The sequence below is a fragment of the Bacteroides sp. RTP31139st1_H2_RTP31139_211217 genome, assembly GCF_040227615.1.
In the GTDB taxonomy this organism is placed as follows: Bacteria; Bacteroidota; Bacteroidia; order Bacteroidales; family Bacteroidaceae; genus Bacteroides; species Bacteroides uniformis.
Window position 1 is genome coordinate 1 of record NZ_JBCNZM010000030.1, and the last position, 13,472, is coordinate 13,472.

The 13,472-nt window shown below is 47.5% G+C and carries 15 protein-coding genes; 12 read left to right on the forward strand and 3 right to left on the reverse strand.

Annotation, left to right across the window (positions count from 1 at the left end):
* From ABUA47_RS07030 to tsf, 7 genes are all read left to right on the forward strand, one after another.
* Positions 1–1,154: pseudouridine synthase (locus tag ABUA47_RS07030; protein ID WP_349831488.1), on the forward strand; the 1,154-nt coding region annotated here is incomplete at its 5' end.
* 27 nt (positions 1,155–1,181) lie between these two features.
* Positions 1,182–2,585 carry an asparagine--tRNA ligase gene (asnS, locus tag ABUA47_RS07035; RefSeq protein WP_005829597.1) on the forward strand — a complete coding sequence of 468 codons (1,404 nt, stop codon included), beginning with the start codon at positions 1,182–1,184 and terminating at the stop codon, positions 2,583–2,585.
* A gap of 151 nt (positions 2,586–2,736) precedes the next feature.
* Positions 2,737–3,228: a DUF4488 domain-containing protein gene (locus ABUA47_RS07040; protein ID WP_035450126.1), complete on the forward strand. Its 492-nt coding sequence runs from the start codon at positions 2,737–2,739 to the stop codon at positions 3,226–3,228.
* A 336-nt stretch (positions 3,229–3,564) separates the two neighbouring features.
* Positions 3,565–4,026 (forward strand): 50S ribosomal protein L13, encoded by a 462-nt coding sequence (gene rplM / locus ABUA47_RS07045; protein ID WP_005829602.1) that lies wholly within the window; start codon positions 3,565–3,567, stop codon positions 4,024–4,026.
* A gap of 6 nt (positions 4,027–4,032) precedes the next feature.
* The gene (gene rpsI, locus ABUA47_RS07050) at positions 4,033–4,419 is read left to right on the forward strand and encodes a 30S ribosomal protein S9 (RefSeq protein ID WP_005829603.1); all 387 of its coding nucleotides are present in this window, start codon (positions 4,033–4,035) and stop codon (positions 4,417–4,419) included.
* A 172-nt stretch (positions 4,420–4,591) separates the two neighbouring features.
* Positions 4,592–5,425, forward strand: a complete 834-nt coding sequence (rpsB, locus tag ABUA47_RS07055) for a 30S ribosomal protein S2 (RefSeq protein ID WP_005829604.1) — start codon at positions 4,592–4,594, stop codon at positions 5,423–5,425.
* Between the two features lie 122 nt (positions 5,426–5,547).
* Entirely contained in the window at positions 5,548–6,540 is a 993-nt protein-coding gene (gene tsf, locus ABUA47_RS07060) for a translation elongation factor Ts (protein ID WP_005829605.1), read from the forward strand.
* Positions 6,541–6,647: 107 nt separating this feature from the next.
* Here the strand turns inward: tsf and ABUA47_RS07065 are convergent, their stop codons facing one another.
* Complete coding sequence (locus ABUA47_RS07065) at positions 6,648–6,995, reverse strand: translation initiation factor (protein WP_005833443.1); 348 nt, start codon at positions 6,993–6,995, stop codon at positions 6,648–6,650.
* A 150-nt stretch (positions 6,996–7,145) separates the two neighbouring features.
* Between ABUA47_RS07065 and ABUA47_RS07070 the strand changes: the two genes are divergently transcribed.
* From ABUA47_RS07070 to ABUA47_RS07090, 5 genes are all read left to right on the forward strand, one after another.
* Positions 7,146–7,802: a redox-sensing transcriptional repressor Rex gene (locus tag ABUA47_RS07070; protein ID WP_016274430.1), complete on the forward strand. Its 657-nt coding sequence runs from the start codon at positions 7,146–7,148 to the stop codon at positions 7,800–7,802.
* Complete coding sequence (locus ABUA47_RS07075; protein ID WP_009037830.1) at positions 7,802–8,419, forward strand: fumarylacetoacetate hydrolase family protein; 618 nt, start codon at positions 7,802–7,804, stop codon at positions 8,417–8,419. The genes ABUA47_RS07070 and ABUA47_RS07075 overlap by 1 nt, the downstream gene beginning before the upstream one ends.
* A 74-nt stretch (positions 8,420–8,493) precedes the next feature.
* Positions 8,494–8,973 (forward strand): 2-C-methyl-D-erythritol 2,4-cyclodiphosphate synthase, encoded by a 480-nt coding sequence (gene ispF, locus ABUA47_RS07080; protein WP_035450125.1) that lies wholly within the window; start codon positions 8,494–8,496, stop codon positions 8,971–8,973.
* Between the two features lie 44 nt (positions 8,974–9,017).
* Entirely contained in the window at positions 9,018–10,034 is a 1,017-nt protein-coding gene (locus tag ABUA47_RS07085) for a metallophosphoesterase family protein (protein WP_009037832.1), read from the forward strand.
* A 22-nt stretch (positions 10,035–10,056) separates the two neighbouring features.
* Positions 10,057–11,112, forward strand: coding sequence for a Gfo/Idh/MocA family oxidoreductase (locus tag ABUA47_RS07090; RefSeq protein WP_009037833.1), 1,056 nt, complete (start codon positions 10,057–10,059; stop codon positions 11,110–11,112).
* A gap of 11 nt (positions 11,113–11,123) precedes the next feature.
* Here ABUA47_RS07090 and ABUA47_RS07095 read toward each other — a convergent pair whose 3' ends face one another.
* Together ABUA47_RS07095 and ABUA47_RS07100 are read right to left on the reverse strand one after the other, a co-directional pair.
* Complete coding sequence (locus ABUA47_RS07095; RefSeq protein WP_009037834.1) at positions 11,124–11,984, reverse strand: hypothetical protein; 861 nt, start codon at positions 11,982–11,984, stop codon at positions 11,124–11,126.
* A gap of 67 nt (positions 11,985–12,051) precedes the next feature.
* Entirely contained in the window at positions 12,052–13,107 is a 1,056-nt protein-coding gene (locus tag ABUA47_RS07100; protein WP_034529478.1) for a porin, read from the reverse strand.
* Positions 13,108–13,472: the final 365 nt, after the last annotated feature.

Genomic DNA, 13,472 nt, shown 5'->3' on the forward strand with positions numbered 1-13,472 from the left:
GCCCTTATGGAAACAATTCGGGTGACCGTCCTTACCGTCCGCGCTATAACAGCGAAGGTGGCGACCGTCCGCAACGCCCTTATAATAGTGACCGTCCGCAGCGCCCGCGTTATGGCAATGAGGGTGGTGACCGTCCGCAACGTCCTTATAACGGCGACCGCTCCTACAACAGCGACCGTTCTTATAATACGGACCGTCCCTATCGTCCGCGCTACAACAGCGAAGATGGCGACCGTCCGCAGCGTCCTCGCTACAATAATGAGGGTGGTGACCGTCCTTATCGTCCACGCTTCAATTCGGGTGGTGGAAGACCTGGCGGATACGGCAACAGAGACAGCTATAGCCGTCCAGTCCGTCGTTCGGCCGATTATGACCCCAATGCTAAGTACAGCAAGAAGAAACAGATAGAATATAAGGAGCAGTTTGTGGACCCGAACGAGCCTATCCGCTTGAACAAATTCCTGGCCAATGCCGGTGTTTGCTCCCGTCGCGAGGCTGATGAATTCATCACTGCCGGAGTCGTTTCTGTAAACGGAGAGGTGGTGACGGAATTGGGAACCAAGATTAAGCGCGGTGATGAAGTGAAGTTCCACGACCAGACGGTCAGCATAGAACGTAAGATTTACGTCCTGCTGAACAAGCCGAAGGATACTGTGACTACTTCGGATGACCCCCAAGCACGTCGCACGGTGATGGATTTGGTGAAAGGCGCTTGCAACGAACGCATTTATCCGGTAGGTCGTCTGGACCGTAATACTACAGGTGTGTTGCTGCTGACAAATGATGGTGACCTGGCTTCCAAGCTGACGCATCCCAAGTATCTGAAGAAGAAGATATATCATGTGCATTTGGACAAGAACCTGACAAAAGCCGATATGGAGCAGATTGCAGCCGGCATTCAACTGGATGATGGGGAAATCCATGCAGATGCCATCAGCTATACGGATGACTTCAAGAAAGATGATGTCGGTATTGAAATCCACTCCGGCAAGAATCGTATCGTGCGTCGTATCTTCGAATCGCTGGGATACAAGGTGATGAAACTGGACCGTGTGTATTTTGCCGGTTTAACCAAGAAAGGCCTGCGCCGCGGCGAATGGCGTTACCTCACGGAACAAGAGGTGAACTTCCTGCGCATGGGTTCTTTTGAGTAATATATAATAAGGTATAATAACTGTTTTATGGAAAAGATTAGTAGAACAAAGATTGTTGACCTGCTGAAGCGTGAAGATTTTGGCGCTATGGTCAACGTGAAGGGCTGGGTTCGTACCCGCAGAGGTAGTAAGCAAGTAAACTTTATCGCGCTGAATGACGGTTCTACAATAAATAATGTGCAGATTGTAGTAGACTTGGGTAACTTCGATGAGGAGATGCTGAAAGAGATTACTACCGGTGCTTGTTTGAGCGTAAACGGTGTGCTGACGGAATCTGTCGGTTCCGGTCAGAAGGCCGAAGTGCAGGCCCGCGAAATCGAAGTGCTGGGAACTTGCGATAACACGTATCCGTTGCAGAAGAAAGGTCATTCCATGGAGTTCCTCCGTGAGATAGCCCATCTGCGTCCCCGTACCAATACGTTCGGGGCTGTGTTCCGTATTCGTCATAATATGGCGATTGCCATCCACAAGTTCTTCCATGACAGAGGATTCTTCTATTTTCATACTCCGATTATCACGGCTTCCGACTGCGAAGGCGCAGGCCAGATGTTCCAGGTGACTACGAAGAACCTTTACGACTTGAAGAAAGATGAGAACGGTTCCATTATTTACGATGATGACTTCTTCGGAAAGCAGGCCAGCCTGACTGTTTCCGGACAGTTGGAAGGCGAACTTGCCGCTACTGCATTGGGAGCCATCTATACATTCGGTCCTACGTTCCGTGCCGAGAATTCCAATACTCCCCGCCACTTGGCAGAGTTCTGGATGATTGAGCCGGAAGTGGCGTTCAATGATATTACGGACAATATGGACCTGGCGGAAGATTTCATCAAATATTGTGTACAGTGGGCTTTGGACAACTGTGCCGACGATGTGAAGTTCCTCAATGACATGTTTGATAAGGGCTTGATTGAACGTCTGCAAGGTGTCTTGAAAGAAAGCTTCGTGCGCCTGCCTTATACGGAAGGTATCAAGATATTGGAAGAGGCTGTTGCCAAAGGGCATAAGTTTGAATTCCCGGTGTACTGGGGAGTTGACTTGGCTTCCGAACACGAGCGCTATCTGGTGGAAGACCACTTCAAGCGTCCGGTTATCCTGACTGACTATCCGAAGGAAATCAAAGCGTTCTATATGAAGCAGAACGAAGACGGCAAGACCGTGCGTGCCATGGATGTACTCTTCCCGAAGATTGGAGAAATTATTGGCGGTTCCGAACGTGAATCGGATTACAACAAGCTGATGACGCGCATTGACGAACTTCACATCCCGATGAAGGATATGTGGTGGTATCTCGATACCCGTAAGTTCGGTACATGTCCCCACTCCGGGTTCGGTTTAGGCTTTGAGCGCTTGCTGCTGTTCGTTACGGGCATGACGAATATCCGTGATGTCATACCGTTCCCGCGTACGCCGCGCAACGCCGAGTTCTAAGTTTCGGAATATACAAACTGGATAAAATCATCCGCACAAACATTCTGTTGTTTGTGCGGTTTTTTTATACCCAAAAATGTTATAATCTCAAAATAAATCTTTATATTTGTGTCTAACGGAACGACATAACGTTAACCAACATCATACGAATATGAAACGGAACTATTTCTTTACCATGCTGGCAGCGGTGCTGCTTGCGGTAGCGGGAGCCAATGCGCAGGAGAGCGCAGAGTTTAGGCCTGCGGAACTGGCAGGAATTTGGCAGTTATGTCATTATGTGTCTGAAATCCCGGATGTTCCCGGGATATTGAAACCGAGTAACACCTTTAAAGTGCTGAGTGATGACGGCCGTATTGTCAATTTTACAATTATTCCAGGCAAAGATGCCATCATCACTGGATATGGGACTTATCAGCAGCTGACGGATAATTCCTATAAGGAAAGCATTGAGAAAAACATCCATTTGCCCATGTTGGACCATAAAGACAATATACTGGAGTTTGAAATAGGGGACGACGGGGTAATGTACCTGAAGTATTTTATAGCTAAGGACTTGAATGGTAATGAACTGAATACATGGTTCCATGAAACATGGAAGCGGGTGGGCATGCCTGCAAAATTTCCCGAAGACCTTGTCCGTTGATATTTCTTTCTCTTTCCCGTTTCTTTCTCATGCAGCTTTGAAAGCCTTCTATGACGGCACCGACCGATGAAGGCCGCATCATAAAGAGTTGTTCTGCGGAGATTCTTCCCTTTCTCCGCAGGATAACTTTGTCTGTTGTATATCAGCCAAGTGGCTCTCTAAAAAAAAGTGGAAAACTTTTGCCAGTTCTAAGAAAAACCGTACCTTTGCAAGCCGATTATTATCTCAAAAGGATAAGCATTTAATTCATAGCGAGTTAATCTTCCATTGTCCGGGATGACTGGCTTGCGGTGAAGAAAAACATTTTAGTAGTAACATTTTAAAAAACAATTAAGAGTGGATACTTTAAGTTACAAGACCATTTCTGCAAACAAAGCTACAGTGACTAAAGAATGGGTCATTGTTGACGCTACAGACCAGGTATTGGGTCGTCTGGGCGCAAAAGTTGCGAAACTGTTGAGAGGAAAGTATAAACCTAACTTTACCCCTCACGTAGATTGTGGCGATAATGTAATCATTATCAACGCCGACAAAGTAAAATTAACCGGTAACAAGTGGAATGACAAGGTATATCTGTCATATACAGGTTATCCTGGCGGCCAGAGAGAAATCACTCCTGCCCGTTTGCAGGCAAAACCGAACGGTGATGACAAGTTACTGAGAAAAGTAGTAAAGGGTATGTTGCCTAAGAACAAGTTGGGCGCAAAATTGCTGGGCAATATGTATGTATATGCCGGCAGCGAGCACAAACACGATGCTCAGAACCCGAAAATGATTGATATTAACGTACTTAAATAAGAGATAATGGAAGTAGTAAATGCATTAGGCAGACGTAAAAGTGCAATTGCACGTATTTTCGTAAGCGAAGGTACTGGAAAGATTACTATTAATAAGAGAGACCTCGCAGAGTACTTTCCATCAAGCATTCTTCAGTATGTAGTTAAACAGCCGTTGAATAAGCTGGGTGTTGCTGAAAAGTACGACATCAAAGTTAATCTCTGCGGTGGCGGTTTCACCGGCCAGTCTCAGGCTTTGCGTTTGGCAATTGCCCGCGCACTGGTGAAAATCAATGCTGAGGACAAGGCTGCTCTCCGTTCTGAAGGTTTCATGACTCGTGATCCTCGTTCTGTTGAACGTAAGAAACCGGGACAACCGAAAGCACGTCGTAGATTCCAGTTCAGTAAACGTTAAGAGTTGGAGAACGGTTGGGGCGGACAAGTTGCTTAATTCTCGACTTTCACCTCTCAACTCTCAACTGAAAAAGCGTTTAGTATCTAAACTACCGGGACTCTTCAGATTCAGACTACCCGGCGGTTGGTTTAGAAGAAACAAAAAAGAAAGTAAACGATTAATTTAAAAGAAAATGTCTAGAACAAATTTTGATACATTATTAGAAGCCGGTTGCCACTTCGGTCACTTGAAAAGAAAGTGGAACCCTGCAATGGCTCCTTACATCTTCATGGAGCGCAATGGTATTCACATCATTGACCTCAACAAGACGGTTGCTAAAATTGACGAAGCTGCTGAAGCTTTGAAGCAAATCGCTAAATCAGGAAAGAAAGTCCTGTTTGTTGCTACTAAAAAACAAGCTAAGCAGGTGGTTGCCGATAAGGCTGCATCTGTAAATATGCCTTATGTAATCGAGCGTTGGCCGGGTGGTATGTTGACTAACTTCCCGACTATCCGTAAGGCTGTCAAGAAGATGGCTACCATCGACAAGTTGACAAGCGACGGTACCTATTCAAACCTCTCCAAGAGAGAAATTCTTCAGATTTCACGTCAACGTGCAAAGTTGGACAAGACTTTGGGCTCTATCGCTGACCTGACTCGTCTGCCGTCTGCTCTGTTCGTTATCGACGTAATGAAGGAAAACATCGCAGTTCGTGAAGCTAACCGTCTGGGGATTCCCGTATTCGGTATCGTTGATACAAACTCCGATCCTACGAATATCGATTTCGTAATCCCGGCAAATGATGACGCTACTAAGTCAGTAGAAGTTATTCTTGATGCTTGCTGCGCTGCTATGCAGGAAGGTCTGGAAGAACGTAAGGCCGAAAAGGTAGACATGGAAGCTGCCGGTGAAGCTCCTGCCAACAAAGGTAAGAAGAAAGCTACAAAAGCAAGACTCGACAAGTCCGACGAGGAAGCAATCAATGCCGCTAAGGCTGCTGCTTTCATGAAGGAAGAAGAGGCTTAATCATACTGTTGAGAGTTGAGAATTGAAAGTTGAGAGTTACTTTACGGCAATTCTCAATTCTCTATTCTCAACTCTCAATTACTTTATAAGGATATTATTAACAATTAAAATAAAAAGATATTATGGCTGTAAGTATGGCTGATATAACCAAGCTCCGCAAGATGACCGGTGCTGGTATGATGGATTGCAAAAATGCTTTGACTGAAGCTGAAGGCGATTTCGACAAGGCAATGGAAATTATCCGTAAGAAGGGACAAGCTGTTGCAGCTAAGCGTTCAGATCGCGAGGCTTCTGAAGGCTGTGTGCTGGCTAAGACTACGGGTGACTTTGCCGTTATCATCGCTCTGAAGTGCGAAACTGACTTCGTGGCTCAGAATGCTGATTTCGTGAAATTGACTCAGGACATTCTGGACCTTGCCGTGGCTAACAAGTGCAAGACTCTGGACGAAGTAAAAGCTCTGCCGATGGGCAACGGTACTGTACAGGATGCTGTAACAGACCGTAGCGGTATCACTGGCGAGAAGATGGAGTTGGATGGTTACATGACTGTAGAAGGTGCAAGCACTGTGGTTTATAACCACATGAACAGAAATGGCCTCTGCACTATTGTTGCTTTCAACAAGGCTGTTGAAGAAGGACTGGCTAAGCAGATTGCCATGCAGATTGCTGCCATGAACCCGATTGCAGTAGACGAAGATGGCGTATCTGAAGAAATCAAGCAGAAGGAAATAGATGTTGCTATCGAGAAGACAAAAGCTGAACAGGTACAGAAGGCTGTTGAGGCCGCTTTGAAGAAGGCTGGTATCAACCCGGCTCACGTGGACAGCGAAGACCACATGGAAAGCAACATGGCCAAAGGCTGGATTACTGCTGAAGACGTGGCAAAGGCAAAGGAAATCATTGCTACTGTTTCTGCCGAGAAAGCTGCACATCTGCCTGAACAAATGATTCAGAATATTGCTAAGGGCCGTCTTGGCAAGTTCTTGAAAGAAGTTTGCTTGCTGAACCAGGAAGATATCATGGATGGTAAGAAGACAGTTAGAGAAGTTTTGAAAGAAGCTGATCCTGAATTGAAGGTTGTTGACTTCAAGCGTTTTACTTTGCGCGCTGAATAATTCCGCTTAGAAACGATTCTATAAAAAGAAGTGGCCGTATATGGAGTTGAATTCCTAAACGGTCACTTTTTTATGCCTCTACAGTTGCAGTGAGACGGATGATGCGTTTATCCCACGGGCTTGGTTTGCGTGTATCCTTCTGCCTTCAGGAGGTCGATGACACGTTGTTTGAAGTCGCCTTGCACGATGATTTCTCCATCTTTGGCACTTCCGCCTACTCCACATTTACTTTTCAGCAATTTGCCCAGTTCTTTCAGATTATTGTCGGTGCCCACGAAACCTGTGACAAGAGTGACGACTTTGCCACCCCGGTTCTTGCGGTCCAGCTGTACACGCAGGCGTTGTTGTGCAGGGGGGAGGGTAGCTTGCTCCTCATCGTCATTCATCTCATAGTTGTAGTCCGGGTTGGTGGAATAGACTATATTCAACCGTTCTTTCCAATCATTATTCTTCATACTTCTTTCTTTTAAACTTCCCAAAAGTACGATATTATGTGGAATTATGCAATTAGAAATTATGTTAAGCTTTTGTTGCATCCGTGTTACTGATTAGAAAAAAAGCACTACTTTTGCCAATCGCAATATTGAGAACTTAAATAAGAAACTATGAGCAGTCCGTTACAGAAAAAAGAAACCATGAAGGTGCCGGAACCTACCTTGCGCCGGCTTCCGTGGTACCTTTCCAATGTAAAGTTGCTGAAACAAAAGGGGGAACGATTCGTATCATCCACCCAGATTTCCAAGGAAATCAATATTGATGCTTCACAAATTGCCAAAGACCTTTCGTATGTCAATATCTCGGGACGTACGCGTGTAGGCTATGAGGTGGACACACTGATAGCTGTGCTGGAGGATTTCCTGGGATTTACCAATATACACAAAGCCTTTCTGTTCGGTGTCGGAAGCTTGGGAGGTGCCTTGCTGCGCGACTCGGGTCTGAGCCATTTCGGTTTGGAGATAGTAGCTGCTTTCGATGTGAAGCCCGAACTGGTGGGTACGACACTGAGCGGCATCCCCATCTATCACTCGGACAAGTTCAAGCAGAAGATGCAGGAGTACGATGTCAATATAGGCGTGCTGACGGTACCTATCGAAATAGCCCAGCAGATAACGGATTCCATGGTAGAGGGCGGTATCAAGGCCGTATGGAACTTCACCCCGTTCCGTATCCGTGTTCCCGAGAACATTGTCGTGCAGAACACTTCCCTTTATGCCCATCTGGCCGTGATGTTTAACAGACTGAACTTTAATGAGATCAAGTAATGAAGATTATTGCTGTAGGAATGAACTATGCTCTGCACAACAAGGAGCTGGGACATACACACGAGAATAAGGAACCGGTTATTTTCTTGAAACCCGATTCGGCTATACTGAAAGATGGCAAACCTTTCTTTATCCCCGACTTTTCCAACGAGGTGCATTATGAGACGGAAGTAGTTGTGCGTATCTGTCGGCTGGGCAAGAACATTGCACCCCGCTTTGCGCACCGCTATTATGATGCAGTGACGGTAGGCATTGATTTCACTGCGCGTGACCTGCAACGTAAGTTCCGTGAAGCCGGTAATCCGTGGGAACTCTGCAAAGGTTTCGACAATTCGGCAGCCATCGGCACCTTCATCCCGTTGGAGCAGGCGGGTGGAGACGTGCAAAATCTGGACTTCCATCTGACGATTGATGATAAGGAGGTGCAACGCGGTCATACAGCGGACATGCTGTTCCGGGTAGATGAAATCATTGCTTATGTCAGCCGCTTCATGACCTTGAAAATCGGTGATTTGCTGTTTACGGGTACACCTGTGGGAGTAGGCCCTGTCAGCATCGGACAGCACTTGCAGGGCTATCTTGGAGAGGAGAAAGTGCTCGACTTCCATATCCGCTGATTATCTTCGTCTTGTTTTTTCTTGTTACCTCGCTTTTTTTCCGTACTTTCGTATCAACTTAAAGAAGTAATGATATGAAGATACGTGTAGGTTTCGGCTTTGACGTCCACCAGCTGGTGGCAGGACGCGAGCTTTGGCTAGGCGGCATTCGCTTGGGACATGAAAAGGGATTGTTGGGGCATTCGGATGCGGATGTGCTCATTCATACTATCTGTGACGCATTGCTGGGTGCGGCGAATATGCGCGACATCGGCTATCATTTTCCCGATACTGCCGGTGAGTTCAAGAACATAGACAGCAAGATTCTGCTGAAAAAAACAATAGAACTGATAGCTACCAAAGGTTATTCGGTGAGCAACATTGATGCCACCGTCTGTGCCGAACGTCCTAAGCTGAAAGCACATATTCCCGAAATGCAGCGCACGCTTGCCACTGTGATGGGCATAGACGAGGACGACATCTCCATCAAGGCCACTACCACGGAGAAACTCGGCTTTACGGGCAGAGAAGAAGGTATATCTGCCTATGCCACTGTGCTGATAGTGAAAGAATAATACTATGCTGAAATGATACCGACTAATTTTAATCATCCACTTATATGAAGAAAATCTCCTTGACCTTTTGTCTGGCACTTTTATCCTCCTTGTTCTGCCCGGCACAAGTATCGCCTTTACAGTTCAACAAGAATGGAGAGTTTAAAATCGTCCAGTTTACAGACATCCACTTTAAGTATGGTAATCCGGCTTCAGACATTGCTTTGAAGCGTATTGGCGAGGTGCTCGATGCTGAGCGCCCCGATTTAGTAGTCTTTACCGGCGATGTGGTCTATGCCGCACCTGCCGATACGGCCATGCGCAAGGTGCTTTCCTATGCTACGGACCGTAAGATTCCTTTTGTCGTAACCTTTGGTAACCACGACAACGAGCAGGGAAAAACACGTGCCGAACTTTATGATGTTATCCGTTCCATGCCTTTCAATATCCAACCCGACCGTGGCGGAGTTGAATCCCCCGACTATGTCCTCACACTGAAATCCTCGGACGGCAAGAAGGATGCAGCCCTGCTTTACTGTCTGGATTCCCATTCCTACTCCAAACTACCCGACGTAAAGGGGTACGACTGGCTCACTTTCGACCAGGTGAACTGGTACCGTCGGCAGAGTGCCGCTTATAAAGCAAAGAACGGTGGCCAACCTTTGCCTGCACTGGCATTCTTCCACATCCCTCTGCCGGAATATAACGAAGCCGCTTCCGACGAGAACGCCATACTGATAGGTACCCGCATGGAAAAGGCTTGCGCTCCGGAACTGAATACGGGCATGTTCACTGCCATGAAAGAGGCCGGTGATGTGATGGGTATGTTTGTCGGACACGACCATGACAACGATTATGCCGTAATGTGGAAAGGCATTCTGCTGGCTTACGGCCGTTTCACCGGTGGCAATACCGAGTACAACCATTTGTCCAACGGTGCCCGTGTCATTGTGATGAAGGAAGGTGCCCGTACTTTCACCACCTGGATTCGTCTGAAAGGTGGCGAAATCATTGATAAGACGGTCTACCCCGACAGCTATATGAAGGACGATTGGCGTAAGCGTCCGTTGGTGACGGAATAAGGGTGAACTTAAAAAGAACGATATGGACAAGATAAGAACTGGATTAGCCGCTTACGGAATGTCGGGACGTGTTTTCCATGCTCCCTTCATCTCCACCAACCCTCATTTTGAATTGATTGCCGTTACGGAGCGCAGTAAGGAACTCTCCCGGGAAAAGTATCCCGACGCTTGTATTGTGCGGAGTTTTGGGGAACTTATCGGACTGGAAGGGTTGGATTTGGTTGTCATCAACACACCGGACAGCACTCATTATGAGTATGCCCGCCGCGCCCTCGAAGCTGGCAAGCATGTGGTTGTGGAGAAGCCTTTCACTACCACCGTGGCAGAAGCTGAGGAGCTGGTGGCACTTGCCGCAAGCCGGGGGCTGACCTTGAGCGTTTACCAGAATCGCCGGTGGGACGGCGATTTTCTGACGGTCAAGGAAATACTGTCCAAAGGCCTGCTGGGACATCTGGTGGAGTTTGAATCCACCTTCCCCCGTTATCGTAATTTTATCAAGCCGAATACTTGGAAGGAAACCGGACAAGATGGCGGTGGCTTGACCTATAACCTGGGCGCCCACGTCATAGACCAGGCTGTGCAGCTGTTCGGTATGCCCGAAGCCGTCTTTGCAGATATTGCCACGTTGCGCAAGGACAGCAAGGTAGACGACTACTTCATCATTCATTTGCTACGCCCCTCAAAGGCACCCGAAGTAAAGATAACGCTGAAATCCAGCTATCTGATGTGTGCGAGCGAACCCCGTTTCGTCCTCCACGGCAGGGAAGGTTCTTACGTGAAATATGGTTTCGACCCTCAGGAAGCCGCCTTGAACGAAGGCGTATTGCCCGTCACTCCGCACTGGGGCGAGGAGGACAAATCCTCTTGGGGGATACTTCATACGGAAAAGGGCGGTAGAATCGTGCATGAACCTTATCCAAGCCTTCCCGGTGATTATGCAGCTTTTTACGAGAATATCTATCGGCATATTTGTCACGGCGAACCTTTGCAGAGCGATGCCCGCGAGGTGGTCGGAGTCATCCGCTTGATAGAGGCAGGCTGGGAAAGCAGCCGTATGCAGCGTGTGGTTCGTATCTGATAGAAAATCTTTTACCCGGTAGGGATGTGCAGCTTCACATGTGTCAACCGGGTGTATTTCGTACTTCCTATTATATAGGTACGCGCGATGCGTGCCGATGCTATCTCCATCAGTTCCCCTACCTGGTAGGCATGTTCCACGGCGGGCAGCTGGCATGATTTCTGGCTTGCCGTGCGTGCATTCAGCCGGATGCTGACGAAGTTGCCGATGGAGTCTTTCAGCTTCAGCACCTGGCGCACATAGAAATAAGGAGTGGTCCCTTTGAGCTGCGTCTTGTAGGGGTTGTCCTCCAGTCGCACGCTGAGCACCGTCAGCGTCAGGTTCTCCACTTTTTCGCTTTCTTTCCCCAGAAAACGTCCGCCGGTGGTCTGGTACGTTTTTCTCCGTTGTATGTCGAGATGGACCGAATGGTAAATCTTGGCAATCTGTACAAAACGTTCCTGCTTGGGGATGCGTGGTTGGAATTTGAAAGCTATCCACGTAAGATAGGCAGGGTCTATACGGAGGATTTCGTGCAGGAAGTGTCCGTGGTATTTGCCTACGGAGATGATGTCGTCCCCTTTGCTCTGCATTCTTTTGGCATTGTACTCCACAAGCAGCAGGCTGCGCGGCGAGTAGAAACATAGTGTGCTTGCCATCCGTAGCGTTTCGTGAATGTCGGTGGAAAGGTCGCAAATGTAGAAGATGGACTGTCTTCCGGGCAGTGGAGAGTAAATCCATAAAGTATATTGGAGATGCTCCGGTCGGGGCAGTACGACAAGATAGGCGCCCACTTCCTTATAAGAGGCTCTCCCTTGATTGTATGCATTCAGCTTACTATACAATAAGTCTTGTTCAGTCTGCAGTATGCCGGGTATGATTGGATTTGCCATAACTCGGAATAATTTATTCCAAATATACCTTTTTGGAATGAAAAAAGCAAGGGAAAGCCAGGAAATATCAGAAGCGTACCATCAATTCCAATACCACCTTGTCTTGTTCCGACTCTTTCGCTATGCTGTTTTTGGCATAGAAGTATTTCTCGTAGTTCAGCCGGAGGTCTGTGCGGAATGCCTTGCTGAGGCTGAAGGTGATGCCGCCCGTCAGGCGTTGGCGTTTGTAGTCGGTCACTGTCAATCTGCCGGTTTCCTCATCGGCGGTTTTGGCGTCGCTCTGGTCGGTCATCATGTCGTAGCGTAGCAGGAAAGACATCTTGTTGAATACTTTTCGTAGAGGCAGGTCGTAGTTGATGAAGGTGTTGACGGCGTGTACATCTTTGAAAGCGTTGTCGGAATATTGCTTGTACAAGTATTCGCCTTCGATATGGAAACGGCCGGTTTCGTAGTAAGTGCCGATGTCATAGGACTGCATGCGTACTTCTTCCGGTTGGATACTCTGCACGCTTAGTGTCAGGTTCAGTCCTTTGGTGAAGAGAAACTGGGCTTTGGCGGAGTAGTTCACTTCCTTGTGCCATTCTTTCTGGTTGGTCAGTCCGGAACCGTTGAAAAGTCCTCCTTCCACGGTGATAGGTACATCGGTAGGCAGGGTATATCCTACTGTGAATCCCACGTCCCGTACATTGCCCACTTGCTTGGCGATGAACGAGCGGTTGGGAAAGTATTGCTGGTGCGGCGAGCGGTGGGCGTCGATGGTGAAGGGGACGCGCATTTGTCCGGCGGTGACTGTCAGTCCTTTTGTCGGGAAAAGCCGGGCGTAGGCATCCAGCATCTTGATTTGGCCTTCGTCGGAGAGGTCTATCTCGGCTTTGTAGGCTACGCTGGGCAATACGTTGCCCGTCACGCTGACGCGGGCATTGCGTACTTCGAAACGTCCTGCACCCATGGTGGTCTGATATTCGTATTTGGCGCGGATGGTTCCGTGGACTTCCGGCAGGTAGTCTTTGGTTTCCATCTTCTCCTTTTCAATCTTTTTTCCGTCCTCGTTGATGGAGGGCGTTTGGGCAATTGCGGCCAACGGCAGCAGGGCAATCAGTACTGTCAATGCACTTTTTTTCATAATCTGTTGTTGTCGAATGATTTGTCGGCGACAAAGTTCGGACATACGTGTTGTGTTTTTGTGTCATATATGTTGCATTGTTGTTACAAAAAACTGTTGGAGGGAAGAACTGCGATGGGTGCCGTTTTAATCTTTTTATGGCTTGATTTAGTTTCTTGTTTTTATTAAAACGTTGGTTGTTAGGATTGTATGTGCACTGCCACAAATGTTTCAGTCTGAAATATCAATGAAATATTCTTATCTTTGAAGGAAATATCAAGAACGTTTGTTTTAGAACCCTGATGCTTATGAAAAGACAGTTGTTTTTAGCAGGAATAAGTTTGATACTGGGCGGCATGCCGATGCTTGCTCAAGATATATCTCCG